We start from the raw sequence: 21,048 nt of genomic DNA, 5'->3' as shown, positions 1-21,048 counted from the left end.
ATGGATGCATCGACTCTCTTCATCGACGCCATGCGCGCGGCGATCAGTCCGACCGCTGCGGCGTACGCGCTCGGGGCGATCGGCCTCAACCTCCAGTTCGGCTACGCCGGCCTGGTCAATCTCGGGTTCGCCGGCACCATGGCCGCCGGCGCGTACGGCCTCGCGATCGTCGTGGTCAGTGGGGGTCCCCTGTGGGCGGGGCTGCTCGTGGGCGCGGGCGCCGCGGCGGTCTTCTCCCTTCTCGTGGCTCTCCCTACCGTCCGACTCCGCGCGGACTACCTCGCGATGACGACGCTGGCCTCGGCAGAGATCCTGCGCCTGCTCCTCCGGTCATCCTGGGCTCGCCCCACGACCGGCGGTGTGAACGGGTTGCAGCGCTTCGCGAACGACTTCTATGCCGCGAGCCCCTTCGGGACGCAGAGCTTCGCCATCGGTCCGGTCATCGTGCCGGGACGGACCCTGTGGCTGATCCTCGTCGCCTGGATCGTCGTCGCGGTCGTCGCCATCGTCATCGCGGCGATCGTCCGCAGCCCCTGGGGGCGCGCGGTCGTCGCCGTCCGCCAGGACGAAGACCTCGCGCGGGCGCTGGGCAAGAACACGTTCACCATCAAGGTGCAGGTCATGGTGATCGGCGGCATCTGCGCCGCACTGGCCGGAAGCGTCCTGGTCGTGGACCAGCAGAACGTCAACCCCGACAACTTCGGCACATCGATCACCTTCATGCTCTACGCGATCGTGATCCTCGGCGGCGCCGGCCGCATCGTCGCGCCCATCGTCGGTGCGGTGCTGTTCTGGGTGCTCCTGTCGGTCACCGACGGCGTGCTGCGCGGGATCGCCGACGCCTCCACCGCGAGCGGTGGATGGTTCGGCCAAGACCAGGCGGGAGCGGCCCGGTACATCCTCGTCGGATTGGGCCTGGTGCTCGTGATCGTCTTCCGCCCCCAGGGCCTCCTCCCCCGGCTTCCCCGCCGACGCCGGACGGAGGTGACCGCATGAGCCTGCCGACATCGACGGCGTCCAGCCCGATCGCGCTGGAGGACACCGCTCTGCACATCCGCGGCGTCCGGCGCGCCTTCGGGGGTGTCGCCGCGGTGGATGTCGACGAGATCCGGGTGCCCCGCGGCCGCCTCACCGCCCTCATCGGCCCGAACGGCGCCGGCAAGTCGACGCTGTTCAACATCCTCACCGGCTTCGAAGCCGCAGACGCGGGTGAGTGGTCGTTCGAGGGCGAGACGCTCACCGGCCGCCCCGCGCATGCCATCGCACGTCTCGGCGTGCTTCGCACCTTCCAGGCCACCCGCATCGTGTCCGGCGAGACCATCCTGCAGAACATGTTGCTGGCCGCCCCCGCGCAGCCGGGCGAGAGCCTCCTCCGCGCCGCGTGGCACCCCGGGTGGCGCCGCCGTGAACGCGACGAGATCGAGCGGGCCATGGCTCTGCTCGAGCGTTTCCGCCTCGTCGACAAGGCACACGAGGATGCGGAGAGCCTCAGCGGTGGCCAGCGCCGCCTTCTCGAGGTCGCCCGCTCACTGATGGCCCGGCCGCGGGCCCTGCTCCTGGACGAGCCGCTCGCCGGGGTGAACCCCGCGCTGCGCGAGAAGGTGATGGAACACCTCATCTCGCTGCGCGACGAGGGCCTCACCCTCCTGTTCGTGGAACACGACATGGATGCGGTGATGAGCCTCAGCGATCACGTGGTGTGCCTGGCCACCGGACGGCGGATCTCCGAGGGCACCCCCGCCGAGGTCGCCGCTGACCCGGCCGTCGTCGACGCCTATCTCGGCGTCGGCAAGCCGGCATCCACGGCACCGCGGACCGCCGCGCCGGCCGCCGATGGCGGCGCCCCCGACGTCGTTCTCGAGGTCTCGGGGCTCACGGCCGGCTATCAGCCGGGTCGCCCGATCGTGAGCGACATCGACGCGCGCGTCCGCAGGGGCGAGATCGCCGCCATCATCGGCGCCAACGGCGCGGGCAAGTCCACGCTGCTCAAGGCCGTCGCCGGGATCGTCCCCGTCAGCAGCGGAACCGTCGCCGTCGACGGCGCCGACGTGACACGCGACACCGTGCACCGCCGCGTGCGATCGGGAGTCGGTTACGTGCCGCAGTCCCGCAACGTCTTCCCCTCCCTGACAGTGGCGGAGAACCTGCGGATGGGCGAGTATGGCCGCGTGCGCGACAAGGAGGCAGTCGAGCGCGTCCTTTCGCTCTTCCCCGACCTCCGCAACCGTCTCGATGCCCGGGCGGGTTCGCTCTCCGGAGGGCAGAGGCAGGCCGTCGCGATGGCTCGGGCACTCATGCCGGCGCCGCGCCTCTTGCTCCTCGACGAGCCATCCGCCGGACTGTCGCCGATGGCACAGGCCAGCGCCTTCGAGACGATCGCCGCCACCGCCGAGTCGGGTGTCGCGATCCTCATCGTGGAGCAGAACGCGCGGGACTGCCTCGCGATCAGCCACCGCGGCTACGTGCTGGAGCAGGGAAGCGTCGCCCTCACCGGCACGGGACACGACCTGCTGCACGACGAGCGCGTCATCGAGCTGTACCTGGGCGCTCTTCGCACCCGCATCGAAGACACCGACCCCGACGAACCCGCCGAAACCCCCGCTTCAGAGGAGACCCGATGACCCCCACGACCCGCACCTTCGAGCTCGTCGGCGCACCCTTCGACGGCGCCGCTACTCTCGGCTGGCCGGGTTCGCGGCATGCCCCCGCCCGAATCCGCGAATCCCTCGCGTGGATGACGATGCGCTCAGAAGGCGGACAGGTGTTCAGCCTCGACACCGGCGGGCTTCTCCCCGCGGGTGCCGACCTCCTGCGGGATGCCGGCGACGTGGCGGTCGTGCCGCACGATCTGCACGCGACGCTCGACGCGGCGGCCGAGGGTGTCTCGGACGTCGTCCGTCGCGGCAACGTTCCCATCCTGCTCGGTGGCGACGATTCGCTCCTCCTGGCCGGTGCCCGGGGCCTGCACGACGCCGTCGAGGGGACGGTGGCCATCGTGCACTTCGATGCCCACCTCGACCTCATGGACGAAAGCGCACGCCAGGGCCGGTTCAGCCACTCCAGCGGCATGCGTCGCGCGATCGAACTCGACCGCGTCAGCATCCAGCACAGCATCCAGCTCGGCCCGCGCCACTTCAACTACCCGACGTCCTTGCGCTTCATCCAGGAGTCCGGCCTCCCCCAGATCTCCTCCCTCGAGACCATCGAGAAGGGCTGGCGCTGGGCCTCGGAGCGGATCCTCGAGCGGATCGAGGGGGCCGACCACGTGTTCTTCAGCTTCGACATCGACACGATCGACCCGGCGCACGCACCCGGCGCCGGGGCCCACGAACCGGGCGGGATCACGTCCCGTGACGCCATCGAGCTCGTCAAGGTGCTCGCGCCGCACTGCGACGCCTTCGCGGTCACCGAGGTCAACCCGATGACCGACCACAACGACCTCACCTCGAACCTCGCGGCGTACCTCTGCTACTACTTCGCCGTCTTCGGCGCCGTGGCGGCCTGATGCTCCGCGGCGACACCGGCGTTCATCGCCGCCGTCGCGGAACTCTCGCCTACGGTGCGGAGATCGGAGTCGTCATGCTCGACTTCGACTCACCGTTCGTTCCCGGTGACATGGGCAATGCGGCCACCTACTCACGCCCTGCGACCTTCCGAGCAGTGCCAGGACTGACCGTCCCCGCGATCCTCGCCGACGCCGACGGCGTCTTCGAAGACCGCGTGGTCGAGGCCGCGCGCGAGCTCGCGTCCCAAGGGGTGCGGGCGATCACGAGCAACTGCGGCTTCATGGTCCGTTATCAGCGGGGGGTGGCCGCGGCGGTCGCTCCCCTGCCGGTCGGCATGTCGAGCCTCCTCCAGCTGCCGATGGTCGCCGCGATCGCTCCGCCGGGGACGACGATCGGCATCATCACCGCCGACGGGCGCGTGCTGGACGCATCCTTCGTCGAAGGGGTGTTCCCCGGCCTCGGCGCGCGCGTGGCCATCCGCGGGCTCGAGTCGGCGCCGGCGTTCGCCCGCACGATGTTCGACCTGGACGACGAACTGGACGCCGACGCCATCCGCGACGAAGTCGTGACCGCAGCGGAGGACCTCCTGCGGGAGCATCCGGGCATCACCGCGATCCTCCTCGAGTGCGCAGCCCTCCCGGCCTACGCCGCGGCCGTTCAGGAGCGATTTCCCGCCGTGTCGGTGTACGACTTCGCCACCCTCGCAGAGACCCTGCTGACCACCACCGCCCGCGCCCCGTATTTCGGACACGTCTGAGGAGATCACCATGAAGGTCGTTGCCGGCTGGCACGCGAGCCCCGCAGAAGTCGATCGGGTACGGCAGGCCCTCCCGATCGGAACCGAGGTCGTCACCCTCCCGGGTCACGATGTGGTCGCGTTCCCCTACGGGGCGGACCGCGCCGCGTACATCGACGCGATGCGCGACGCGGACGCCGTGATCACCTGGGTGCTCCCGCACGAGGTCGTGCGCGCCGCACCGCAGCTCGCCCACGTGTCCTGGCTGCACTCCGGATGCGACCGCCTCCCCTTCGACGATTTCCGCGCGCGGGGGATCACGCTGGCGAACGTGCCGGAAGCCCATCAGGCGGCCATCGCCGAGCACGCGTGGGCGCTCGTTCTCGCGGCGGTGAAGAAGGTCGTGTGGAAGCACGGCCAGCATGTCGCCGGACGACACGTCCCCTATTGGCGCCCCGAGGGGGTGGGCCGCACTCTGTCGGGCTCTACGATCGTCGTCCTGGGCGTGGGCAGCATCGGCGCCCGGGTCGCCCGCGTCGCGAAGGCCTTCGACGCGACGGTCGTCGGCGTGCGTCGCAACGGCACGGTTCCACATCCGGACATCGACCGCATGTACGGGGAGCACGAACTGCATGAGGCGCTCGCCCAGGCGGATGTCGTCGTGATCGCCGTGCCCTCCACCTCCCGCACGCGTGGTCTCATCGACGATGCCGCGCTGCGGGCTCTCCGGCCGGGAGCGATCGTGGTGAACATCGCGCGCGGCGACATCGTGGTGGAGGATGCGATGCTCGACGCGCTCGAGGAGGCCCGCGTGAGTACCTTCGCCTCGGACGTGTGGTGGGACTACGAAGACGCGATGCCGCCCGACCAGCACTTCGGCTCGCCATCGCGACTCGGGCTCCACCTCCGGGAGGACGTCATCGTGTCGGGGGACCAGGCCTCGAATGTCTTCTTCGCACGGGACCGCATGCTCGACCGCGGCCTGGAGAACCTCGCCGACATGATCGCCGGGCGCGCGCCGGCAGGCGCCGTCGACCTCGACGAGCAGTACTGACCTCGCGGGGGCTATGCCGGCGGGAGAACGGAATTTGAAGCCCCGATGTCCTTCATGCCAAGCTCAGCATGTACGTGTTTCGGACAAGGGAGTTGTCATGCGTTGGAAGACCCGTTTCGCTGCCGGCGTCGTCGCCGCCGCCACCCTCACGGCAGGGACGGTCGTCACCGCGACGCCCGCGGTGGCCGCCACCTCTCATCGGGTCGCGATCGACGGAATGGCAACGAAGGCGGATTGCCAGTACGTCCAGAACACGTGGCGCGCGCACATCATCCGCAAGGGCGGCAAGATCTACGGCGGCGAGGGGTGCCTCTACGGCGGCGCCGCGCGGAAGTGGCTCTTCAGCATCAGCTACACCCTCTGACGTCACCCGCAGGCGGCGGTCATTCGTTCGGCCGGGACGCCTGACCGTCGAGCCAGAGCCGATCGTTCGGGTCGCTGTGCGTGCCACCTGATCCGACGTGCTTCGCATCGATCCGGTCGCCCTTGGTGATGACATGGACGAGCGCCATACCGTGACCACGCCCGAGGTCGTAGTCGTCCTTGAGCCACTGCAGAATCGGACCGGCTTTCGTGTCGGTGCCGAAGCCGCGCTGCTCGGCCAGCTCGATGAACTGCCGCGGCGTCAGGCCGGTCTTGGTTTCGATGTTGTCGAGGTACGCCTGGAAGGACACGGGGGCTCCTGTTCCGTCGGTTTTCGCAGCCTACGGCGCCGCATCGCCGCGTGCCAGGCCGGCTCCCTCACGGGCAGCGGCTCCTGCCCGCACGGTGGGCGAGGCGAAGCACGTCTGTTGCGAACGGTGCACTTTCGACCCGTCGAGTAGCGCCCGCACGCTAGCCTCTAAGGGTTTTGCCCCCCAGATGAAACCAAAGGATGCTTGCTCATGACCAACACCAATTCCGCCACGACTCCGCCCACCACCGTCACCGTGGCATTTGTTCTCTGGCTTATCACCGTGCTGCTCGGCATCATCGGTGCCGTCCTCCTGTTCCTCGTCGTCGATGCGGCCGGGATCGAGGCGATCTTCGTGGCCGCCATCGCCCTCGTGATCGCGCTGGCCGAGCTGATCGTGCTCTTCAAGATGCGCGCCGGCCGGAACTGGGCGCGTATCGTGCTCACGGTCCTCGCCGTGCTCCAGATCGGCGGTGTTGTCAGCGGGGCAGCCACGAACGCCTGGCCTCAGTGGGCGGGTCTGGTCGCGGTCGTCGTCGCGACGATCCTGATGTATCTCCCCGCCTCGAACGCGTTCTTCAAGGCGAACGCGGCTCGGTAGCCCGCACCGGGCACCCCCCTCACCGCATCATCGGCCGGGGCGGCGAGCGTGGAAGCGCCGCTGCTCCGGCCGAATGCACGTCACAGGGCCGCGGCCTTGGCGCGCAGCACGGCGCTCTGCGGGGTGTTGGCGGCCAGATGCGCCGCGGTGAGGAACTCGGAGCGCGCCTCGTCGGTGCGCCCCAGCCGGATGAGCAGCTCGCCCCGCACGCTCGGGAGAAGGTGCGAACCGCGCAGCGCCGCCGACTCCGCGACTGCGTCGACGATCGCGAGCGCCGCGCCCGGACCCGCGGCCATCGAGACAGCCACCGCACGATTGAGCTCGACGACCGGACTCGGAGCAAGACGCCCGAGCGCCTCGTAGAGCAGCACGATGCGCTCCCAGTCCGTGTCCTCCACGCTCGGCGCGGTCGCGTGGCACTGGGCGATCGCCGCCTGCAGAGCGTACGGCCCGCGCCCGTGGCCGACAGCATCCGCACGGTCGAGCGCCGCCCTTCCGCGCACGATCTGCCCGCGATCCCACCGCGTGCGATCCTGATCCGCGAGAAGGATGGGCGCCCCGTCGGGAGCGATGCGGGCGACGAACCGGGATGCTTGGAACTCCATGAGTGCGACGAGTCCGTGTACCTCGGGCTCGCGCGGTGCGAGCCCGGCCAGCACCCGACCGAGCCGCAGCGCTTCGTAGGCCAGGTCGGGTCGGATCCATCGATCACCGGCGGTCGCGGCGTACCCCTCGGTGAACATCAGATACACGACGCCGAGCACCGCCGCGAGCCGCCCCGCCCACTCACTCGGCTCCGGCGTCTCGAACGGTGCGTGAGCAGCGGCCAGCGTCTTCTTCGCTCGCGTGATCCGTGCCTGCACGGTCGGCACCGGCACGAGCAGCATCCGCGCGATCTCCTGCGTCGACAGACCGCCGACGACGCGCAGAGTCAGAGCGATCTGCGACTCGCGTGCGAGCACGGGATGACACGCGATGAACACGAGGCGCAGCACGTCGTCGTCGATCGGCTCCCACGCCTCATCCGCGACCTCCTCGAGATCGAAGGCGAGGGCACGGTGACGCTCGTCGAGTACCGTCCGGCGGCGCCAGAAATCGATGGCGCGCCGCTTCGCGACCATCGTCAACCAGGCGCCGGCATTGCGCGGCACGCCCGTTTCCGGCCATTTCTCCAGAGCTTCGACGAGCGCCTCCTGGGCGAGATCCTCCGCAAGGCCGATATCGCCGGTGACCTTCGCGAGCGTCGCGACGATGCGCGCGCTCTCGATGCGCCAGACGCCCTCGACCGTGCGGCGGATGTCGTCGCCCATCTTCGCCTCCGAGCGGCTCGTCACTTCTGGGCGGCCGCCTCCTCCTGCGCGCGCCACCCCTTCTCCTTCTGGACGTACTCGTTGTCGGAGTAGTCCGCGAAGTCCGACTCGTCGGTGACGCGGCGCACCTCGATCTTGTTACCGGGGCCGAGGGGTGCGCGGCTCGCCCACTCGACGGCCTCCTCCTTTGAGGCGGTCTGGATGATCCAGAAGCCGTTGAACAGCTCGTGAGTCTCGCCGTAGGGGCCGTCGGAGACGACCGGAGCCTCGCCCGTGAACTCCACGACAGAGCCCTCCGCGGCATCCGAGAGCCCCTCGCCCCCGAGGAGGATGCCCGCTTTGATCATCGACTCGTTGTAGGCGCCCATGGCGTTGAGGACCGCCTCGAAGTCCATGTCTTCGTAGTTCTGGACCGACCCGCTGTTGCGCATGATGAGCATGTACTTGGCCATGAGATTCTCCTTCGTCGCAGGGCCTCCATTCGGCCCCTCTACTATCGCGTCGAACGGCGCCGAGCGAAATCGACGTCGGCGACGAAAACCACGAAGGATCGGGATGCCGCGGGTGCGGGGATTTCGGATGCCCCGCACCGCGGCCCGACGGTCGGCTAGGCGGAGGCGTACGCCGCGGCCACGTCGAGGATCCAGGTCACCCCGAAGCGGTCGGTGAGCATGCCGAAGCCGGGGCTCCAGGCCGAGGCTGCCAGGGGCTCGACGACCGAGGAGCCGGCGGACAGCTTGTCCCAGGCTTGCTGCACCTCATCGAGGCTCTCGCCGCGTACGGAGACGAAGAACGGCTGATCGGTGAGGGTGACCCCGTTCTCCCGGCGGGTGGAGCCCGCGCCGGTCGCCGCGCCCCCGGCAGCGCCGGGGATGTCGTACGCCATCACGCGGAAGCCGGTCTCGCTCGTCACCTGGCCGAACACGACGCGATCGGCGCCGGGAGCATCCTGGGGCATGCCGAAGTCGCCGTACGTCGCAATCGTGAGGTCGCCGCCGAAGACGGAGTGGTAGAACTCCAGAGCCGGCCGGGCGTCGCCACGGAAGTTGAGGTGGGTGGTGGTCTGGATGCTCATATCTGCTCCTGAGGTGAAGGTCGCCGGGACTCCCCCGACATCTCTCAGCCTTCCAGCGGTATAGGACAGATTCGGTCCTATACCCGGATTAGCATCGACGGCGTGACCACCCCCACCTCTCGCCTTCTGGAACTCCTGTCGCTCCTGCAGACCCGGCGTGACTGGCCGGGCTCGGTGCTGGCGGATCGGCTCGGCATCAGTCACCGGACCGTCCGTCGGGACGTCGACCGGCTCCGCGACATGGGCTACCGCATCCGCGCGACGATGGGACCCGACGGCGGTTACCGCTTGGACGCCGGCAGCGAACTCCCTCCGCTCCTCTTCGATGACGACCAGGTTCTCGCGTTGGCCGTCGCCCTGCAGGCCGCGACCGTCACGGGAGTGGGAATCGAGGAAGCCGCACTGCGCGCCCTCACCACCGTGCGTCAGGTCATGCCCTCCCGATTGCGCCACCGCATGGACGCGCTCGAATTCACCACGATGCCTGCCGGCGGCCCCCGCGCCGCGACGGATACGGTGCCGTCGGACGTGCTTCTCGCGATCTCGGCGGCGATTCGCGCGCACGAGGTCCTGCGGTTCGATTACACGGCCCGGCTCCCCGCCGCCGGCGAAGACCTGGGTGCCCCACGAAGGGTCGAGCCGCACCATCTCCTGACCTCCGCCGGCCGGTGGTATCTCGTCGCGTGGGACCTGGACAGGGCGCAATGGCGCATCTTCCGCGCAGACCGGGTGAGCCCGCGGGTTCCGACCGGCCCCCGCTTTCCGCCACGGGAGGTGCCGGGGGGCGACCCGGCCGCCTACGTGTCGGCGCGCTTCAAGGGCTCCGAAGGCGTCGACCGGTGGCCTTGCTCGGGGAAGGTCATCCTCCATCGCCCCGCCCGCGACGTACGTCCCTTCGCCGGTGACGGCATCGTCGAAGATCTCGGACCAGACCGCTGCAGTCTCGAGGCCGGCTCCTGGTCGTGGGTCGCCCTGGCCGCCTCCCTCAACCGCTTCGACACCGACGTGGACGTCGTCGGGCCGCCCGAGCTCACCGACGCTTTCGCAGAGCTCGCCTGTCGCAACACCCGGAGCGCCGGCAGGTGACCGCACTCACCAGCCGAAGGACGCGGCGCCGGGCGCGGGCGCCTACTCGCCGTCGGCCGGCTCCCACCGCAGGAGGTCACCAGGCTGGCACTGAAGGGCCTCGCACAACGCGTCGAGCGTGGTGAACCGCACGGCTTTGGCGCGCCCGTTCTTGAGCACCGCCAGATTCGCGGGCGTGATCCCGACGCGCTCGGCGAGCGCCCCCACGCTCATCTTGCGACGCGCCATCATGACGTCGATGTCGACGATGAGCGGCACTCAGATCACCTCGTCCAACTCCGAGCGCAACGCCCGGGCTTCCTTCTCCCGCTCGATCGCCTGCGCGAGAAGGCGGCGCATGACCACCACCAGCAGCGCCATTCCGGCCAGCACGAGCGCGGCACCGCAGATCAGCCCCACGACGCCGGGGGCCGTGCCTCCGGGGGCCAGCACGACCGCGAGGATGAAGGTCACCGCGGACGCGGCGCCGATGGCACCGATGACGACGTCGACGTAGCGGAACGCCGCATCCGAGAAGACCGCCCCCCGCCGCACCAGGGTCAGCAGGCGCCACACGCAGACCGCGAAGACCTGCATCGTGAGGATGCCGAGGACGGCCAAGGTCACGAACGTGATGCGTCCCCACAGCGGCTCGCTCGCGAGGTCGGCCCACACCAGCGGCACGATCACCGTTTGCACGACCAGCGAACCGGCCAGCGAGAGCGCGATGACGATGCGCAGCAGGACGATGGTGATGGTGCCCATGGCGCCTCCGATCGGGACGGACGGCCTTAATCTATCGTTTATCGATAGATATCGCTAGGTATTCGATATGGCCCGCCCGTGAGGGCAGCGCTCGCGAAGGGCGCGCACACGCCTGGGCGCGGATGTCATTCGGTCCCGCTAGGCTGCGGCCTGGTAGCGCCCTGCGAGGGGCCGCGTCGCTGCCAGGGGGAAGAATGTCAGCCCAGCGCGATCCACGCGTCCGACGGAGACGCCCGCGGCGGGCGGGCGCGGGGCGGCGCGTGCTGGGCATCTTCGCCGGATTACTGGTGGTGGCCGTCGCCGGCGCGGTAGCAACCTTCGCTGTCGCGCGCGCGGTGACGGGCCCCGATGCCGCGGGCACCCTGCCGTCCCCTTCCGTCTCACGCACCCCCGCGCCCGCCCCGACGCCGACGCCTCCCCCGCTCACTCCCGCGGCGGCGCTGCTGGCCACCGCGACCGACCCCGCCGCCTGCGTGGTGACGTTCCTCGGCGACGGGATAACCGTCCAGCCTCAACTCCAGACGCAGGGCGCCCTCTACTCCGCGCTCCCCATCCCCCGGCAGGACGGGCGCGTGTTCGCCGGCTGGTACTCCCGAGAGGCGGATGCGGCAACCTTCGCCGTGGCCGGACGCCTCAACGGTGCCGACCTGGTGACGTGCACGGAGCGGCAGGTCACCCTCCACGGAGCCTGGAAGACCCCGGAGGACAACGCCGCCGAGGACGCCGGCGTCCCGATCCTCATGTACCACCAGTTCACCACCAAGCCCGAAGGCGAGACGGGCTGGCTGCGCCTGAACTACGCGTACATCGGCGACTTCGACGCGCACATGGCCTACATCGCGGGCAACGAGTTCTACCTGCCGACGTGGGATGAGCTCAGTGCCTTCATCGACGGGGCGCTGTTCCTTCCGAAGCGCTCTGTGATCATCACCGACGATGATGCGGACTCATCCTGGCTGGAGCTGGCCGCACCTCTCGTGCACGGCCGCGGCCTGCTCACGACATCGTTCGTGATCACGTCGGCGCGCACCGACCCCGCGCCGAACCCGTTCGTGCTGCAGCGCTCGCACACCCACGACATGCACCGCGCGGGGGTGAACGGCCAGGGGCGCATGGTCAACGACCCCGCTGACGTGATCGCCGCCGATCTCGCACAGTCCGCGATGATCCTCGGGGCCAAGGAAGTGGTCGCCTACCCCTTCGGGCATGACAGCGACGAAGCCAGACGCGGTGTCACCCAGGCGGGTTTCGAGCTGGCGCGCACGACCGAGCAGGGTTACGTGCGTGTCGGAACGGACAAGCTCGCCCTGCCCTGCATCCGCATCACCTACGGCATGGGTGTGGACGCGCTGGCCGGCCTCATCGGGTAGCCGCCGGTGCGAGCACCCGCTCGAGCACCTGCAAGGTGAAGTCCCACCCCTGCCGATACGACTCCGCCTCTCCGCCGGTCCAGGGTCCGGTGTGCGTGACGACGAGACGGGTGCCTCCGGTGATCGGCTCGAACGTGACGTCGCATGCCTCATCCGCGCTCGAGCCGTCCGCATCCGTCCAACACCAGGTAAAGGACAGGTGCCGGTACGGTTCCACGTCGAGGTAGGACCCCTCCACGACGATGCCCTGGTGCGGCGCCCGGATTCGGTAGCCCCCGCCCGGGTGGGTGTCGGCGACGATCTCCACGCCCTGCCAGTGCGTCCACCACCACGTCCTGAGCCCCTCCGCGGTGGTGAATGCCTTCCACACCCGCGACGGCTCGGCCGAAAGCTCGCGCACAACCCGGAGACCGGAGATGCTGAGCCGCGACCAGACTTCGGGGTTCAGCGGTTCGGCGGCCTCCCCGAGAGCGGCGGCCAGCTGCCCGATCGCGTTCTCCCACGCGGAGCCGTCCTCGGCGAAGACGTCGGCGCCGAGACGGAAGTGGCGGAGGGTGAGAATCGACCCCTCCCCCTCCCCCCGCACTGTAGCGACCACCCGCGAACGCGGTTCGCCTGCCACCACCCACGCGAAGGCGACGTCGTGAGGCGCGCGGCACGACTCCACCCGCGCATGCGCGACCCGCGCCGGCGCAATCTGCACGTCGAACTCGTCGCCGACGGCGCGGGGCGCTCCGCTGATAGGTCCGAGCCACCGGCTCGCCCGCTGAGGGTCGGTGAGAGCCGCCCAGACCACCGCCGGCTCGACGGCGAACCGGCGCTGGAGGGTGAGGTCGGGGTCGTCGGCGCCCGTGCGCGACCGACGCACGCTCGGTTGTTCGGTCATCGCTTCTCCTTCGTTCCACGAGAGATCTCCGTCTGCAACGCATCCAGCCGCTGCATCCAGAACCGCCCGTACCGTGCCATCCACTCGTCGACTTCTGCGAGGGCCCCTGGCACGAGCGTGTAGATGCGGCGGGCACCGCGGGGTTCGGCCACCGCGAAGCCGTGCTCACGGAGGATACGCAGTTGATTGGACACCGCCGGCTGAGAGATCCCGAACATCTCGCGCGCGCTATCGGACAGGTCGCCGGCTGATCTCTCCCCTTCGCTGAGCAGCTCCACCAGGCGACGACGCACCGGGTCACCGAGGATCTCGAAGGCATTCACGCGCTCTTTATATCACTCGGTGATGATATAGCGCTATCCCGCCCTCCCCGTCACCGCGATGAACGCGGGGTGAATTGCGGCGTACCGCTTGCGGGATCCCCCGGTTCGCGCCAAGGTGCGGACATTAGGCTGAAAGTCCTCAGCCCGACGAAATCGCGAGCCGCCCATGGACCTCTCCCTCATCGTTCCGACCTTCAACGAAGGTCCGAACGTCCGGGAGCTGCTGCGCCGGCTTGCCCTGACGCTGGACAGTTCCGCGTACGAGGTCGTCTTCGTCGACGACTCCACCGATGACACGCCCGACATCATCCTCGCGGCCGCCGCCGAAAGCGAGGCGCCGGTGCGCCTCATCCATCGGGAGACGGCGACGGGGGGCCTCGGCGGCGCGGTCCTCGAAGGGATTCAGGTGGCGCAGGCCGACTGGTGCCTCGTCATGGACGGCGACCTGCAGCATCCCCCCGAGGTCATCCCGCAGCTGCTCGCGCGGGCGGCTCGCGGAGACGTGGACGTCGTGGTGGCCTCGCGGTACATCTCCGGCGGCACGTCGAAGGGCCTCGCCGGCACGGTCCGGACCACCGTCTCCCGCCTGTCGACGCTTCTCACCAAAGCCATGTTCCCCCGGAAGCTCCATGGATGCTCCGACCCGATGACCGGGTTCTTCCTCCTCCGCCGTGCAGCCGTGGATCTCGACTCGCTCCGACCGCGCGGGTTCAAGATCCTCCTCGAGATCCTCGCGCGCCGTCAGTTACGCGTCGCAGAGGTGCCGTTCGACTTCGCCGAACGCTACGCCGGGGCATCCAAGGCCTCCTTCACACAGGGCGTGCGCTTCCTCACGCAGCTGAGCATGCTGCGCTTCGGGCGGATGTCGGCGTTCGCGCTCGTCGGCGGGGTCGGCGCCGTGGCCAACCTCGCCATCATGTGGGCGCTCATCGCGCTGGGCATGGAGTACCTGTGGGCCGCGATCATCGCCAGCGAGGTGACGATCATCAGCAACTTCCTGCTGCTGGAGTACTTGGTCTTCGCGGACATGCGCGCCGATTCGGGGCTCATGCGCCACCGCTTCCTCAAGTCGTTCACGTTCAACAACCTCGAGGCGGTCATCCGCATCCCCGTGCTGTGGATCATCGTCGAGGCCACTCACATCCCGAGCGTCGTGGCGGCGGGGATGACTCTCGTGGCAGCCTTCGTCGTGCGCTTCGTCTTCCACGCGCTGATCGTGTACGGCCCTCAGAAGCAACAGGCCCCGAAGACGGCCGCGACACGGGTTGTGCCCGTCCCGGCCGAGGACGAGCTCGCGGCCTCGCCGCGTGCACCGATCACCCCCTGACGGGCCGTAATCTGGACGGATGACGTCCTCAGCATCCGTGACCCTGTTCGGCGCCGCGTGGTGCAAGGACTGCCGCCGCACCAAGGCCCAGCTCGACCGGCTCGGCGTCGCCTATGAGTATGTCGACCTCGAGACCGATCCCGCCGCGGCCGATGTGGCCCGCGAGATCTCCGGACGCACGAGTATCCCCGTGGTGGTCTACCCGGACGCGTCCCACCACGTCGAGCCCTCCGACGCCGATCTGACGGCCAAGCTCCGCGAACTCGCGCTCGTCTGACCGGCATGCGGGCCGTCGCGGCGGTCCGCACCGTTCTAAGCTGGAGACTCGCACGAAGGAGAGTGTCGTGACCGTCGATCTGCCCGCACCCGTCCTCCCCGATGCGGCGCAGGCCGCGATCGACGCTGACCTCGAGATCCTCACCGCCGGCTCGCGCCTGTGGTCGACCCTCACCCTCGACCAGCGCGTGCGCCTGTTGGAACGAGTCCGCGACACCGTGAGCGCTGCCGCCGAGGAGTGGGCGACGATCGCCGGCTCCGCCAAGGGCGTCGCGCCCGACTCGCCGATCGCCGGTGAGGAATGGCTGGCCGGCCCGTACACGATCCTGGCCGCGCTCGATGCGGCACGCCAGACCCTCCAGGCCCTGGCCGCCAGCCTCAGCCCCCTCGCCCGCACGCGCTTCGACCGCGCTCCGGGCGGCCGCATCCGCGCCTCCGTCCTCCCCGCCGCTGCCCTTGACCGTCTGGTGCTCTCCGGTTTCACCGGCGAGGTGTGGTTCGAGCCCGGCGTGACACGGGCGGAGGCGATCGTCTCGGCCGGGCTCGCCCAGCGCCGGCCCACCGAAGCCGGCGGCGTCGGACTGGTCCTCGGCGCGGGGAACGTCTCGTCGATCCCGGTGCTCGACGTCCTGTACGAACTCCTCTCGGCGAACCGGGTGTCGCTGCTGAAGGTGAATCCCACGCAGGATGCGCTCATCCCCGTCTTCGAGCGCGCACTCGCACCGCTGATCGAGCCCGGGTTCCTTCGGATCGTCCGTGGGGGCGGCGAGATGGGCGCCTACCTGACGCAGCACCCGGCGTTCTCGCACGTGCACATCACCGGATCCGCCGCCACCTTCGACGCGATCGTGTGGGGCACGGGCCCGGATGCCGCGGCCCGGCGGGAGGCGAACCACCCGGTCCTGAACGTGCCCATCACGGCCGAGCTGGGCGGCGTGTCGCCGATCATCGTGGTCCCGGGGAAGTGGACCGCCGCCGATCTGGCCTATCAGGCCGAGCACATCGTCACGATGCGCCTCCAGAACAGCGGGCACAACTGCATCGCCGGTCAGGTGGTGCTGATCAGCGCCGACTGGCCGCAGCGCGGCGCCTTCCTCGCGGCACTGCGGCGCGCGTACGCCGCCGCCCCCGCGCGGCCGGTGTGGTACCCGCGCAGCGAGGAGCAGCTGGCCGCTGTCGGGGCGGCCTACCCCGGAGCGACCTGGTACGGAGACGACGGGACGCGCGCGATCGTGGAGGTCGACCGGGATGCTGCGGCCGACGCTGTCGAAACCACCGAGTACTTCGCTCCCGTGCTCGGGGTGCTGGCGCTGCCCGGATCGGGGCAGGAGTTCCTCGACGCTGCGGTGGCGCACGCGAACGATCGACTCACCGGCACACTCGGCGCGAACATCCTCATCGACCCGGCGACCGAGGCCGACCTGGGCGCCGGGTTCGAACAGGGCGTCGCCGACCTCCGCTACGGCGCAATCGCGATCAACGCCTGGACGGGGGTCTCGTTCACGGTGCCGACGCTTTCGTGGGGCGCCTTCCCGGGCGGCACGCTCCAGTCGGTCGGCAGCGGAATCGGCGTCGTCCACAACGGCCTGCTTCTCGACCGGGTCGAACGCTCGGTGCTGCGGGGCCCGTTCCGTCCCTTCCCCCGGATGCTCGGCGGGTTCGGCCGGCGACGCGGCCGGTTCACCGTGCTTCCCAAGCCGCCGTGGTTCGTCACCGCGCGCACGGGCGCTAGCGTCAGCGAGGGACTCACCCGCTTCCGGGCCGAGGGCAAGCTCAGCCGACTCGCGGTCGCGCTGATGAGGGCGCTCCGGGCCTGACCCGAGCGCTCAGCGCGAAGGCTTCGGCGCAGCTCAGGCGGCGAAGCGGTCCGAAGCCGCGCGCAGGGCGCGGGCGATCCCCGGCTCGGTCGCGGAGTGACCCGCGTCCGGAACGACCACGAGCTCCGCCTCGGGCAGCGCGCGGTGCAGGTCCCACGCCGTCATCATCGGCGTGCAGACGTCATAGCGGCCCTGCACGATCACGGTCGGGATGCCCCGCAGGCGCCCGGCGTCTTCGATGAGCTGACCCTCCCGGAACCATCCGCCGTGGACGAAGTAGTGATTCTCGATACGGGCGAAAGCGGTCGCCGCCTCGGGGTCGCTCATCTGAGCGAGGAACCCCTCGTCGGGGACGAGCGTGACGGTCGCGGCCTCCCACCGGGTCCACGCCAGCGCCGCAGGACCGTGCACCGCAGGATCGGGATCGGTCAGCCGACGGTGGTACGCCTCGATGAGGCGTGAGCGCTCGAGCACCGGGATCGGGGCGAGGAACTCCTCCCACAGATCGGGGAACAAGACCGATGTTCCGCCCTCGTAAAACCACTCGAGCTCGTGACGGCGAAGGGTGAAGATGCCGCGCAGCACGAGTTCGCTCACCGAATCCGGATGGGCCTGCGCATAAGCGAGCGCCAGGGAGCTGCCCCACGAACCGCCGAAGACCTGCCACTGGCGGATGCCGAGATTCCGGCGCAGCAGCTCCATGTCCGCGACGAGGTGCCACGTCGTGTTGTGACGCAGGTCGGTGTTCGGATTGCCCGCGTGCGGGGTCGAGCGACCGCATCCGCGCTGATCGAAGAGGATGATGCGGTACTTCTCAGGGTCGAAGAAGCGTCGCTGCCACGGGCTCGTCCCGCCGCCGGGCCCGCCGTGGAGGTATACGACCGGCTTGCCCTCAGGGTTGCCGCTCTGCTCGTAGTACACGCGCTGGCCGTCGCCGACCAGCAGCATCCCCGTCTCGTACGGCTCGATCGCCGGATAGAGGATGTCGTCGAGGTGTGCCGATGCGCTCATAGTTGCGACCCCGCAATCGAGAAGGTGTCACACGCGGACGGTCCGCTGTCGTAGCCGCTGTCGAACCAGCGCTGCCGTTGTTCGCTGGAACCGTGGGTCCACGTGTCGGAGTTGACCACGCCGCCGGATTCCTGCTGGATGTGGTCGTCGCCGACGGATGCGGCGGCGTTGAGCGCGTCGGAGATCTGGGCCGCCGTGGGAGCCTCGAGGAACGGCGTGCCGCTCTCGTCGTCGGCGACGGTCATTTCCCCCACCCAGGCGCCGGCGAAGCAGTCGGCCTGCAGCTCGGTGCGCACTCCGTTGCTGTCGGGGCCGCTGCCGTTGGACGGGTACTGGTCGAAGATGCCGGTGAGGGCCTGCACGTGGTGACCGTACTCGTGGGCGAGCACGTACAACTGGCCGAGGCTGCCTGCCGAGGCGTCGAACTGCTCGCGCATCAGCGCGAAGAACGTCGGGTCGACGTACACGGTCTCCTCCGTCGGGCAGTAGAACGGCCCGGTGGCGTTGGATGCTGTGCCGCACTGCGTCGAGGTGGATCCGTCGACGATGACGAGCTGCGGTTCGCGGTACCCCTCGACCTCGCCTGCCCAGTACTCGTCGAGCGCGAGAGACCCGGCCGCGAGGCGGCAGTCGTCGCGGGCGTTGGCGTCTTCGCCCGTCTCGCAGTTCGCGATCTCGGTGCCCTCGTCCAGCGGCGCCGCCTGGCCGCTCCCGCCGCCCAGCAGGCTGGAGAAATCACCTCCGGTGAAGGCGTTCAGCAACAGCACGACGATCAGGCCCACGCCCGCGACGCCACCACCGGCGACCGCCGCTCCGCGGCCCCGCCGGCGCGCGCGGTTACCGCCGACTTTGGCATCGTCGTTGAAGGTCACCTGTTCACGGTACCGTCCGCCGGCACCGCCTCCTGCCGCACCGGCCCTGCCGCTATGCTCGCGGGGTGATGGAGACGCTCCTGATCGTCGTGATGGCCGTCGTGGTGATCTCGCTCGCGACAGCCCTGGCCCCCCGGATCAACGTCGCGGGACCCATCGTCCTGATGGCGATCGGCCTCGGCGTCAGCCTCCTGCCCTTCGTTCCCGCCTGGGAGATCGACCCCGAGGTGATCCTCGTCGGGATCCTCCCGCCGCTCCTCTACTCCGCGGCCGTGCAACTCCCGGCGGTGGAGTTCCGGCGCGACTTCGGTCCGATCGCCGGTCTGTCCGTACTTCTGGTCGTCATCTCCTCCGTCGTCCTGGGGTTCTTCTTCGCCTGGGCCATCCCGGGCCTGGGACTCGCGCTCGGCATCGCCCTCGGCGCCATCCTGAGCCCGACGGATGCGGTGGCCACCTCCATCGCACGACGCGTGGGCATCTCCCCCCGGGTTGTCACGATGCTCGAGGGTGAGAGCCTCCTCAACGACGCCACGGCGCTGGTGCTGCTGCGCACGGCGATCGCTGCCGTCGCCGGGGGTTTCGCGTTCGGCGATACCGTCTGGTCTTTCGCCTGGGGCGTTGCGCTGGCTCTGGTGGTGGGCGCGGCCGTGGGCTGGGTGAACCTGCGCGTGCGGCAGTGGGTGAGCCATCCCGCCGCCAACACCGCCCTGAGCTTCACGGTTCCGTTCCTCGCCTACCTCCCCACCGAGGCCCTGGGCGGATCGGGACTCGTCGCCGCCGTCGTCGCCGGGATCGCCACCGGTCAGGGCGCGACACGCAGGTTCACGCCCGAGCAGCGCATGAGCGACCACCTCAACTGGCGCACCGTGGAACTGCTCCTCGAAGGTGCGGTTTTCCTCATCATGGGCCTCGAGCTCAAGGAGATCGTGCGGGCGAACATCGAGGAGCACCAGGGGCTGTGGCACGGCACGTGGCTGGCGTTCAGCGCCCTCGCCATCGCGCTCGTCATCCGCGCCGGCTACGTGACGGCGCTGATCTGGGCGCAGGGCAAGCGATCCCACCAGCGGCGGCGCGATCGCCTGGACGCTGCTCGGTCGCGGGCGGACGCCTTCGAAGCACGCCTCGCCGCCGATCCCGACGCCTCCGGCCCCCGCGTGCGGGACGCCGACCCGGTGCGCGTGCAACGTCGCCTGAGCGGGCTGCGGACGCGCCTGGCCGCGATGATGGCCGACCTGGACTATTACCGCGCTACGCCGCTCGGCTGGCGCCACGGCGCGGTGATCGTGTGGGCGGGGATGCGGGGAGTGGTCACGCTCGCTGCATCCCAGACCCTGCCGCACGACGCGTCCAGCCGCCCCCTGCTGATCTTCGTCGCCTTCCTCGTCGCGGTGTTCAGCCTCACAGGCCAGGGCCTGACTCTGCCGTGGCTGGTTCGCAAGCTCGGCCTGCAGCGCCAGGGCGCCGACCGTGCCCCGCACGAGGAGCAGCGGTCGTTGGCGGCCGAATTGCAGGCGGCGGCCGCTGAGGCGGTGTCGGGCGAGACGCTGCGCCGGCGTGACGGTGAACTGTTCTCCGACGACGTCGTGTCGCAGGTGACCGCCCGCCTGACCCGGGCTCCGGAGGATGACTCGGGCACCAGTGCCCGAGACCGGCTGGAGCTGCGACTGGCGATCATCGAGGTCATGCGCGACCGGCTCGTCGAGCTGTCCCGCGACGGCCGGTTCAGCACGGCGGCGCTTCGCCAGACCCTCGCCGAGCTGGATGCCGACCAGCTCAGCCTGGAGCTGCGGCTCGACGGCGAGGAGTGAGGTCGAGCCCGGCGGCGGAAGCGGGCACAATGGGAAGGCGGGAGGTGCGATGAGCGATATACGGGAGTCACCCGGGGCGTCCACCGTGCACCCCCGCTCGCACTCGCACTCCCCGACGAGCGACACGAGCCCGCTGCACCTGCCGCACCCGGCCGCGGAGTGCCCCAAGTGCTTCACCGAGCTGCAGCGCGACCGAGATTGGTGGCTTGCCCGGCCGGCGGGTGCGCGACTGGTCGGGCTCGTCGTGTCGCGACCGGGGATGCCATCGGTGGTGCAACAGCGCGACGACCTCACCCGCTTCGGGGTGGCCATCGCCGACTTCCGTCATCCCGCGCCGGAGACGCTCGAGGACTGGTCGGAGCGACTGGCCCGCTTCTACCGCACCCTCGGCCGCGGCGACGTCCTCGTGGTCGCGAACGTGCATGCCCTGGGCACGACGCTCGAGGAGGAGACGCGAGCCGTCGCCGAGCTGCACGACCGCGGCGTGGTGGTGAAGGTGCTCGGCCACGGCGGCCGGCATCTGTACGACACCGGCCGCTGAGCCGCATCCCTTCCCCTCCGCCGCACCCGCGG

General features: G+C 69.9%; 24 protein-coding genes. 14 read left to right on the top strand and 10 right to left on the bottom strand.

All coding sequences use genetic code 11. The features are described from left to right. The 6 genes from AC4FS2_RS16695 to AC4FS2_RS16670 all read left to right on the top strand — a co-directional run bounded on the left by AC4FS2_RS16695 (window position 1) and on the right by AC4FS2_RS16670 (window position 5,660). The gene (locus AC4FS2_RS16695) at window positions 1-996 is read left to right on the top strand and encodes a branched-chain amino acid ABC transporter permease (protein WP_491154946.1); all 996 of its coding nucleotides are present in this window, start codon (window positions 1-3) and stop codon (window positions 994-996) included. Continuing rightward, window positions 993-2,621, top strand: coding sequence for an ATP-binding cassette domain-containing protein (locus tag AC4FS2_RS16690; RefSeq protein ID WP_491154948.1), 1,629 nt, complete (start codon window positions 993-995; stop codon window positions 2,619-2,621). The genes AC4FS2_RS16695 and AC4FS2_RS16690 overlap by 4 nt, the downstream gene beginning before the upstream one ends. Continuing rightward, window positions 2,618-3,505 (top strand): arginase family protein, encoded by an 888-nt coding sequence (locus tag AC4FS2_RS16685; RefSeq protein WP_491154950.1) that lies wholly within the window; start codon window positions 2,618-2,620, stop codon window positions 3,503-3,505. The genes AC4FS2_RS16690 and AC4FS2_RS16685 overlap by 4 nt, the downstream gene beginning before the upstream one ends. After that, entirely contained in the window at window positions 3,505-4,263 is a 759-nt protein-coding gene (locus AC4FS2_RS16680) for an aspartate/glutamate racemase family protein (RefSeq protein ID WP_491154952.1), read from the top strand. Before AC4FS2_RS16685 ends, AC4FS2_RS16680 begins: the two co-directional genes overlap by 1 nt. Window positions 4,264-4,273: 10 nt before the next feature. After that, window positions 4,274-5,296, top strand: coding sequence for an NAD(P)-dependent oxidoreductase (locus AC4FS2_RS16675; protein ID WP_491154954.1), 1,023 nt, complete (start codon window positions 4,274-4,276; stop codon window positions 5,294-5,296). 97 nt (window positions 5,297-5,393) lie between these two features. Further along, on the top strand, window positions 5,394-5,660 hold the full coding sequence (locus AC4FS2_RS16670) for a hypothetical protein (protein WP_491154956.1): 267 nt from the start codon (window positions 5,394-5,396) through the stop codon (window positions 5,658-5,660). Between the two features lie 19 nt (window positions 5,661-5,679). Here AC4FS2_RS16670 and AC4FS2_RS16665 read toward each other — a convergent pair whose 3' ends face one another. After that, the gene (locus AC4FS2_RS16665; protein ID WP_491154957.1) at window positions 5,680-5,970 is read right to left on the bottom strand and encodes a DUF4287 domain-containing protein; all 291 of its coding nucleotides are present in this window, start codon (window positions 5,968-5,970) and stop codon (window positions 5,680-5,682) included. Window positions 5,971-6,180: 210 nt separating this feature from the next. Here AC4FS2_RS16665 and AC4FS2_RS16660 point away from each other — a divergent pair, with 210 nt between their 5' ends. Continuing rightward, on the top strand, window positions 6,181-6,570 hold the full coding sequence (locus AC4FS2_RS16660; RefSeq protein WP_491154959.1) for a hypothetical protein: 390 nt from the start codon (window positions 6,181-6,183) through the stop codon (window positions 6,568-6,570). A gap of 80 nt (window positions 6,571-6,650) precedes the next feature. On the opposite strand, the gene AC4FS2_RS16655 is transcribed toward AC4FS2_RS16660, so the two are convergent. From AC4FS2_RS16655 to AC4FS2_RS16645, 3 genes are all read right to left on the bottom strand, one after another. Beyond that, window positions 6,651-7,880 (bottom strand): RNA polymerase sigma factor, encoded by a 1,230-nt coding sequence (locus tag AC4FS2_RS16655; protein WP_491155706.1) that lies wholly within the window; start codon window positions 7,878-7,880, stop codon window positions 6,651-6,653. 20 nt (window positions 7,881-7,900) lie between these two features. Beyond that, a complete protein-coding gene (locus AC4FS2_RS16650; protein WP_491154961.1) occupies window positions 7,901-8,332 on the bottom strand; it encodes a YciI family protein in 432 nt (143 codons plus the stop codon). Between the two features lie 155 nt (window positions 8,333-8,487). Then, on the bottom strand, window positions 8,488-8,955 hold the full coding sequence (locus AC4FS2_RS16645) for a VOC family protein (protein WP_491154964.1): 468 nt from the start codon (window positions 8,953-8,955) through the stop codon (window positions 8,488-8,490). Between the two features lie 102 nt (window positions 8,956-9,057). Here AC4FS2_RS16645 and AC4FS2_RS16640 point away from each other — a divergent pair, with 102 nt between their 5' ends. Then, entirely contained in the window at window positions 9,058-10,041 is a 984-nt protein-coding gene (locus AC4FS2_RS16640; RefSeq protein WP_491154966.1) for a helix-turn-helix transcriptional regulator, read from the top strand. 42 nt (window positions 10,042-10,083) lie between these two features. On the opposite strand, the gene AC4FS2_RS16635 is transcribed toward AC4FS2_RS16640, so the two are convergent. Both AC4FS2_RS16635 and AC4FS2_RS16630 read right to left on the bottom strand, forming a co-directional pair. Then, the gene (locus AC4FS2_RS16635) at window positions 10,084-10,299 is read right to left on the bottom strand and encodes a helix-turn-helix domain-containing protein (protein WP_491154968.1); all 216 of its coding nucleotides are present in this window, start codon (window positions 10,297-10,299) and stop codon (window positions 10,084-10,086) included. Then, complete coding sequence (locus AC4FS2_RS16630; RefSeq protein ID WP_491154970.1) at window positions 10,300-10,785, bottom strand: DUF2975 domain-containing protein; 486 nt, start codon at window positions 10,783-10,785, stop codon at window positions 10,300-10,302. It abuts the gene before it with no gap. A 260-nt stretch (window positions 10,786-11,045) separates the two neighbouring features. Here AC4FS2_RS16630 and AC4FS2_RS16625 point away from each other — a divergent pair, with 260 nt between their 5' ends. Further along, window positions 11,046-12,155 (top strand): polysaccharide deacetylase family protein, encoded by a 1,110-nt coding sequence (locus tag AC4FS2_RS16625; protein ID WP_491154971.1) that lies wholly within the window; start codon window positions 11,046-11,048, stop codon window positions 12,153-12,155. Here AC4FS2_RS16625 and AC4FS2_RS16620 read toward each other — a convergent pair. Further along, window positions 12,145-13,041 carry an SRPBCC family protein gene (locus AC4FS2_RS16620; protein ID WP_491154972.1) on the bottom strand — a complete coding sequence of 299 codons (897 nt, stop codon included), beginning with the start codon at window positions 13,039-13,041 and terminating at the stop codon, window positions 12,145-12,147. The genes AC4FS2_RS16625 and AC4FS2_RS16620 overlap by 11 nt on opposite strands. Continuing rightward, window positions 13,038-13,364 (bottom strand): ArsR/SmtB family transcription factor, encoded by a 327-nt coding sequence (locus AC4FS2_RS16615; RefSeq protein WP_491154974.1) that lies wholly within the window; start codon window positions 13,362-13,364, stop codon window positions 13,038-13,040. The genes AC4FS2_RS16620 and AC4FS2_RS16615 overlap by 4 nt, the downstream gene beginning before the upstream one ends. Window positions 13,365-13,530: 166 nt before the next feature. Between AC4FS2_RS16615 and AC4FS2_RS16610 the strand changes: the two genes are divergently transcribed. The 3 genes from AC4FS2_RS16610 to AC4FS2_RS16600 all read left to right on the top strand — a co-directional run bounded on the left by AC4FS2_RS16610 (window position 13,531) and on the right by AC4FS2_RS16600 (window position 16,784). Further along, window positions 13,531-14,691, top strand: coding sequence for a glycosyltransferase (locus tag AC4FS2_RS16610; protein WP_491154976.1), 1,161 nt, complete (start codon window positions 13,531-13,533; stop codon window positions 14,689-14,691). A gap of 19 nt (window positions 14,692-14,710) precedes the next feature. Continuing rightward, complete coding sequence (locus AC4FS2_RS16605) at window positions 14,711-14,968, top strand: glutaredoxin family protein (protein WP_491154977.1); 258 nt, start codon at window positions 14,711-14,713, stop codon at window positions 14,966-14,968. A 67-nt stretch (window positions 14,969-15,035) separates the two neighbouring features. After that, entirely contained in the window at window positions 15,036-16,784 is a 1,749-nt protein-coding gene (locus tag AC4FS2_RS16600; RefSeq protein WP_491154979.1) for an aldehyde dehydrogenase family protein, read from the top strand. A gap of 33 nt (window positions 16,785-16,817) precedes the next feature. On the opposite strand, the gene pip is transcribed toward AC4FS2_RS16600, so the two are convergent. Together pip and ypfJ are read right to left on the bottom strand one after the other, a co-directional pair. Then, on the bottom strand, window positions 16,818-17,795 hold the full coding sequence (gene pip, locus AC4FS2_RS16595) for a prolyl aminopeptidase (protein ID WP_491154981.1): 978 nt from the start codon (window positions 17,793-17,795) through the stop codon (window positions 16,818-16,820). Continuing rightward, window positions 17,792-18,667: a KPN_02809 family neutral zinc metallopeptidase gene (ypfJ, locus tag AC4FS2_RS16590; RefSeq protein WP_491154983.1), complete on the bottom strand. Its 876-nt coding sequence runs from the start codon at window positions 18,665-18,667 to the stop codon at window positions 17,792-17,794. Before ypfJ ends, pip begins: the two co-directional genes overlap by 4 nt. 68 nt (window positions 18,668-18,735) lie before the next feature. On the opposite strand from ypfJ, the gene AC4FS2_RS16585 reads away from it, so the two are divergent. Together AC4FS2_RS16585 and AC4FS2_RS16580 are read left to right on the top strand one after the other, a co-directional pair. Then, window positions 18,736-20,475, top strand: coding sequence for a cation:proton antiporter (locus AC4FS2_RS16585; RefSeq protein ID WP_491155708.1), 1,740 nt, complete (start codon window positions 18,736-18,738; stop codon window positions 20,473-20,475). Between the two features lie 49 nt (window positions 20,476-20,524). Further along, window positions 20,525-21,016: a dehydrogenase gene (locus AC4FS2_RS16580; protein WP_491154985.1), complete on the top strand. Its 492-nt coding sequence runs from the start codon at window positions 20,525-20,527 to the stop codon at window positions 21,014-21,016. Window positions 21,017-21,048: the final 32 nt, after the last annotated feature.

The sequence above is a fragment of the Microbacterium sp. Z10_103 genome (assembly GCF_058310455.1).
Note: the sequence above shows the minus strand (reverse complement) of the source record. Positions and strands in the feature narration are given on the sequence as shown.

What these genes read in the sequence shown, in the direction of transcription:
- AC4FS2_RS16695 (WP_491154946.1), top strand. Translation starts at nt 1, where the DNA reads ATGGATGCATCGACTCTCTTCATCGACGCCATGCGCGCGGCGATCAGT.
- AC4FS2_RS16690 (WP_491154948.1), top strand. Translation starts at nt 993, where the DNA reads ATGAGCCTGCCGACATCGACGGCGTCCAGCCCGATCGCGCTGGAGGAC.
- AC4FS2_RS16685 (WP_491154950.1), top strand. Translation starts at nt 2,618, where the DNA reads ATGACCCCCACGACCCGCACCTTCGAGCTCGTCGGCGCACCCTTCGAC.
- AC4FS2_RS16680 (WP_491154952.1), top strand. Translation starts at nt 3,505, where the DNA reads ATGCTCCGCGGCGACACCGGCGTTCATCGCCGCCGTCGCGGAACTCTC.
- AC4FS2_RS16675 (WP_491154954.1), top strand. Translation starts at nt 4,274, where the DNA reads ATGAAGGTCGTTGCCGGCTGGCACGCGAGCCCCGCAGAAGTCGATCGG.
- AC4FS2_RS16670 (WP_491154956.1), top strand. Translation starts at nt 5,394, where the DNA reads ATGCGTTGGAAGACCCGTTTCGCTGCCGGCGTCGTCGCCGCCGCCACC.
- AC4FS2_RS16660 (WP_491154959.1), top strand. Translation starts at nt 6,181, where the DNA reads ATGACCAACACCAATTCCGCCACGACTCCGCCCACCACCGTCACCGTG.
- AC4FS2_RS16655 (WP_491155706.1), bottom strand. Translation starts at nt 7,880, where the DNA reads ATGGGCGACGACATCCGCCGCACGGTCGAGGGCGTCTGGCGCATCGAG.
- AC4FS2_RS16650 (WP_491154961.1), bottom strand. Translation starts at nt 8,332, where the DNA reads ATGGCCAAGTACATGCTCATCATGCGCAACAGCGGGTCGGTCCAGAAC.
- AC4FS2_RS16645 (WP_491154964.1), bottom strand. Translation starts at nt 8,955, where the DNA reads ATGAGCATCCAGACCACCACCCACCTCAACTTCCGTGGCGACGCCCGG.
- AC4FS2_RS16630 (WP_491154970.1), bottom strand. Translation starts at nt 10,785, where the DNA reads ATGGGCACCATCACCATCGTCCTGCTGCGCATCGTCATCGCGCTCTCG.
- AC4FS2_RS16620 (WP_491154972.1), bottom strand. Translation starts at nt 13,041, where the DNA reads ATGACCGAACAACCGAGCGTGCGTCGGTCGCGCACGGGCGCCGACGAC.
- AC4FS2_RS16610 (WP_491154976.1), top strand. Translation starts at nt 13,531, where the DNA reads ATGGACCTCTCCCTCATCGTTCCGACCTTCAACGAAGGTCCGAACGTC.
- AC4FS2_RS16605 (WP_491154977.1), top strand. Translation starts at nt 14,711, where the DNA reads ATGACGTCCTCAGCATCCGTGACCCTGTTCGGCGCCGCGTGGTGCAAG.
- pip (WP_491154981.1), bottom strand. Translation starts at nt 17,795, where the DNA reads ATGAGCGCATCGGCACACCTCGACGACATCCTCTATCCGGCGATCGAG.
- AC4FS2_RS16585 (WP_491155708.1), top strand. Translation starts at nt 18,736, where the DNA reads ATGGAGACGCTCCTGATCGTCGTGATGGCCGTCGTGGTGATCTCGCTC.
- AC4FS2_RS16580 (WP_491154985.1), top strand. Translation starts at nt 20,525, where the DNA reads ATGAGCGATATACGGGAGTCACCCGGGGCGTCCACCGTGCACCCCCGC.